This is a genomic window from Corynebacterium sp. (assembly GCF_030535495.1).
Lineage (GTDB): Bacteria > Actinomycetota > Actinomycetes > Mycobacteriales > Mycobacteriaceae > Corynebacterium.
Genome location: NZ_JAUNRW010000077.1, coordinates 1 through 4,495, shown reverse-complemented (window position 1 = coordinate 4,495; position 4,495 = coordinate 1). Strand labels below are relative to the sequence as shown.

The following is a 4,495-nucleotide window of genomic DNA, read 5'->3' as shown; positions in this document are numbered from 1 at the left end:
AATCTCGGTGCACGGGTCGAACACCCGGAAGTCCCCGTCAGGATCGAACTCGCCGAGTTCGAGTGCCTGGGTGGTGGGGGTCGGGGTGGTGGACGGAGCGTCGATAAGCGGATCCGGTGCGGTGGCGCAGGCGGTGAGCAGTGCGGCCCCCAGAATGCAGGGCAGGAGTCGGCGGGCGGGCATGCAGTCCCCTCTGGTGTGGTCGAGGGCGCGGAGAGTTTCCGCACCCGACACACTTAGACTCCGAAAACCGCCGAAAGGTTCCCTGCGCGGCGAAATTTTCTCGCTGCGGTGCCTAGAAGTTGAGGTTGCCTTCCCAGATCACGTTGCCCACCTGCAGCTTTGCGTCCCAGAGGTTTCCGGGGCTGACGGTGAAGGCGTAGCGCAGGTTGGTGGAGGCGCCGGGGCCCAGGGGCAGATCAAGTCCGAGCGGCAGGTCGGTGGCGTCGTTGGCGATGGGCTCGACATCCGTCCGCTCGCCGCCGCCGGGGTTGTAGGACAGGGTGGGCTGCGGGATGGCCGAGGGGGGCAGCGGTTCGTCGTTGAGGTTGGTGACCAGCATGGTGATCACGCTGCCGCCGGTCTGCCCGGAGCGGGCTCCCTGGTAGGTCCACTCGACGTTGAGGCCGGGGTCCTCGGTGGCGTCGCGGAGGGACTCCGCTTGGATCGGGTCGACCTGTTCGGCCTGAGCCTCAGGGGTTTCAGAGGTGGTGACCACGATGTCTTCCTCGGTGGAATCTCCGTTGTCACCTCCACAGGCGACGAGGAGTGCGGAGGATGCGAGGATCGCCAGGGCGGGGCCAAGTCGGGACACGATTGCCTGCCTTTCGTACCGGCCTAAGATGTGCGGGGTAGCTTTCTCGAGTCTAATGACGGACATCGTCTCGCCGTGGAGCAACTCGGGACGCATGTCTCGGCAACAATACAGATTGGGAGCACGTTGAATTCTCTCGCCCGCATCATCCGCAGCGCCTCCGCCCTGTGGCCGTACTACCTCGGGGTGGTGCTCATCTCCACGGCCGCGGCGGCACTGGCGCTGGTCTCGCCATTCATTCTCCGCGAGGCCACTGACACGATCGTCTCCGCCGTGCACGGTGATGTCGCCGTCGCGGATGTCACCATGACGCTGCTGTGGCTGGCTGTGGCCCTGCTCGTGGCTGATCTGCTCAACACGGCGATGACGAACATCGGCGGTTACATCGGCGATGTCATGGCCATGCGCATGCGCCAGATCCTGTCGACGCGCTACTACGCGAAGCTGCTGGCCCTGCCGCAGCGCTACTTCGACAACCAGGTGACAGGCACCGTGATCGCGCGGTTGGACCGTTCCATCACATCGATCACGCAGTTCCTGCAGTCGTTCTCCAACAGCTTCTTCCCCATGCTCATCCAGGTGGTGGCGGTGCTGGCCATCACCGCCTGGTACTACTGGCCGCTGACCATCCTGCTGGCGGCACTGTTCCCGGTGTACATGTGGCTGACCACGTTGACGTCGAAACGCTGGCAGAAGCTCGAGGGGCAGAAGAACGAGCAGATCGACCTGGCGAACGGGCGTTTCGCGGAGGTCATCGGCCAGGTGAAGGTGGTCAAGTCCTTCGTCTCCGAGGTCCGGGAGCTCGATGACTTCGGTTCCCGTTACGGGAAGACAGTCGACATCACCCGCCCGCAGTCGCGCTGGTGGCATTCCATGGACACCGCGCGCGGTGCGGCACTTAACCTCATCTTCTTCGGCGTCTACCTCACGCTGTTCTTCCGCACCGTCAACGGCCAGTTCACCCTGGGTGACATGGTCATGCTCATCCAGCTGGTCAACCTGGCCAAGCAGCCGGTGTTCATGATGAGCTGGATCGTCGACGCCGCCCAGCGCGCCATGGCCGGCTCCAAGGACTACTTCAAGGTCATGGAGGAGGAGTTCGAGCCGACGGCCAACGCCGAGCTCATCGCCGCCACCGAGGCCTCCGGTGTGCCGGTCCTCGATCTCACCCCCGTCCCGCCGCTGCCGGCCGCGGCCCCGGTCGTGCGTTTCGACGACGTCACGTTCTCCTACAACGAGGACGAGCCGGTCATCCGCGACGTGTCCTTCGAGGCGCGGGAGGGCGAGAAGATCGCCCTGGTCGGCGAATCCGGCGGCGGCAAGTCGACGCTGGTCAACCTGCTGCTCGGCCTCTACCCCGTCGAGGAGGGCAGCCTGCAGGTGTGCGGTCGGGACGTCCGCGATCTCTCCGCTGCGGAGCTGCGCGCGAGTGTCGGCGTCGTGTTCCAGGAGGCCTCGCTGTTCTCCGGCACGGTGCGCGAGAACATCGCCTACGGCCGCCCCGGCGCGAGCGAGGAGGAGATCATCGCCGTCGCCCGCCGCGCCAATGCCCACGACTTCATCATGCGCTTCCCCGACGGCTACGACACCGTCATCGGCGAGCGCGGCCTGCGCCTGTCCGGCGGTCAGAAGCAGCGCGTCGCCGTGGCCCGCGCCATGCTCAAGGACGCTCCCCTGCTGCTTCTCGACGAAGCCACCTCCGCCCTCGACACCAAGGCCGAGCGCGCCGTCCAGGCGGGTCTCGACGAACTGATGAAGAACCGCACCACCATCATCATCGCGCACCGGCTGTCGACGATCGCGAACGTGGACACCATCGTCACCCTCCGCGAGGGCGAGGTCGACGAAATAGGTTCACCCGACGAGCTGGCCTCCTCCGGCGGCATCTACGCCGAACTCCTGCAGCTCACGGCCTCCTCCTCGGCCGCCGACCGCGCGCGCCTGAAGAAGTACGGTCTCGTGGTCGACGGGCCCGCAGCAGAAGAAGAGGACTAACCTGTCTGGCATGCAGTTCCCCACCCTCGATCAGCTCAAGGACCGCCGCACCCGCAAGTGGACGGTCTACGACGATGACGTCCTGCCCCTGTGGATCGCGGAGAGTGACTTCTTCACCTGCCCGCCGGTGAAGCAGGCGATCGCCGACGCCATCGACCGGGAGTCCTTCGGCTACACCCCGGCCACCTCCGACCTGCCGGACGCGGTCTCGGACTTCTACGCGCAGCGCTACGGCTGGCGCCCGGACCCGGCGATGATCGTCGCCGTGCCGGACGTGGTGCGCGGCCTGGCCCTGGCCATCGAGTACATGACCCGTCCCGACACGGGTGTCATCGTGCCCGTGCCGGCCTACCCGCCCTTCCTCGAGCTGCCGGAGACGACCCGCCGCACGATGCACTACATCGACGCTTACGGGGGGCTGGACCTCGGGGACGTCGAGAAGCAGTTTGCGGCGGGCGCCGGATCCATCCTGCTCTGCGCGCCGAACAACCCGCTGGGCTACACGCTCGACGCCCAGTTCCTGGAGGAGCTGTGCCGGCTTGCGGAGCGTTACGACGCCCGCGTCCTGGTCGACGAGATCCACGCCCCGCTCGTCCTCGACGGCACGCACGTGTGCGCCGCCAGCATCAACCCGGAGGTGTGCATCACCGTCACCGCCACCTCCAAGGCGTGGAACATCGCGGGCCTGAAGTGCGCGCAGATGATCTTCACCAACCCGGCAGACCATGAGACCTGGAAGAAGATGACCGGCGTGGCCAAGGACGGCACCTCCACGCTGGGCATCTGGGCGGCCATCGCCTGCTACCGGGAGGGCGGGGATTTCCTCGACGAGCAGGTCGCCTACCTGCGGGCCAACCGCGACTGGCTGGTGGAGGAACTGCCGAAGCGCATCCCGGGCATCCGGGTGAGCAACCCCGCCGCCACGTACCTCATGTGGCTGGACTTCTCCGGCACGGCGATCGGCGACCACGAGCGCCCGGCGATCTGGCTGCGGGAGCACGCGAAGGTGGCCTTCAACGACGGTCTGCACTTCGGTCCGGGTGGGCTTCACCATGCCCGATTGAACTTCGCCACCTCGCGGGAGATCCTCGTAGAGGCCGTCGATCGGCTGGCCTCTGCACTGAACCTGTGAATTCCCTACCCTGGATTGCATGACCGAAGAGCGCTACGACGATCCCCCCGTTTCCACCACCGGCCCGCACGGCCCCGGCCTGTCCATGGGACCCCTCGGAGAGGGCCCGGAGCCGGAGAAGAACCCCGAGCGTCCGAAGACGGACGCGGAGGGATATTTCGTCGAACCGGAGTCGGAGGAGTTCGAAACCCCGACCCCGGCCCCCGGCGACGCCCCCTGGGAGCGCCCGGAACCGGACTGGTACAAGGAGGCCGTCTTCTACGAGGTCCTCGTCCGCGCCTTCTACGACCCGGACGGGACGGGCTCCGGCTGCCTGCGGGGTGTCACCGAGAAGCTCGATTACCTGCAGTGGCTCGGCGTCGACTGTCTGTGGTTGCCGCCGTTCTACGATTCCCCGCTGCGCGACGGCGGCTACGACATCCGCAACTTCCGTGAGGTCCTGCCCGAGTTCGGCACCGTCGATGACTTCGTCGAGCTCATGGATGAGGCCCACAAGCGTGGCATCCGCGTCATCACCGACCTGGTGATGAACCACACCTCCGACCAGCACGCCT

General features: G+C 66.5%; 4 protein-coding genes and 1 pseudogene. 3 read left to right on the top strand and 2 right to left on the bottom strand.

The features are described 5' to 3' along the window. Both Q4F73_RS09245 and Q4F73_RS09240 read right to left on the bottom strand, forming a co-directional pair. A pseudogene (locus Q4F73_RS09245) lies at positions 1-183 on the bottom strand (hypothetical protein); the annotation flags it as partial. A 112-nt stretch (positions 184-295) separates the two neighbouring features. After that, positions 296-814: a hypothetical protein gene (locus tag Q4F73_RS09240; RefSeq protein ID WP_303359061.1), complete on the bottom strand. Its 519-nt coding sequence runs from the start codon at positions 812-814 to the stop codon at positions 296-298. A 126-nt stretch (positions 815-940) separates the two neighbouring features. On the opposite strand from Q4F73_RS09240, the gene Q4F73_RS09235 reads away from it, so the two are divergent. The 3 genes from Q4F73_RS09235 to Q4F73_RS09225 all read left to right on the top strand — a co-directional run. Then, positions 941-2,809 (top strand): ABC transporter ATP-binding protein, encoded by a 1,869-nt coding sequence (locus Q4F73_RS09235; protein ID WP_303359060.1) that lies wholly within the window; start codon positions 941-943, stop codon positions 2,807-2,809. Positions 2,810-2,819: 10 nt separating this feature from the next. Further along, complete coding sequence (locus Q4F73_RS09230) at positions 2,820-3,941, top strand: MalY/PatB family protein (protein ID WP_303359059.1); 1,122 nt, start codon at positions 2,820-2,822, stop codon at positions 3,939-3,941. A gap of 85 nt (positions 3,942-4,026) precedes the next feature. Next, positions 4,027-4,495 (top strand): alpha-amylase family glycosyl hydrolase (locus Q4F73_RS09225; RefSeq protein ID WP_303359067.1); only part of this gene is annotated, 469 nt, incomplete at its 3' end.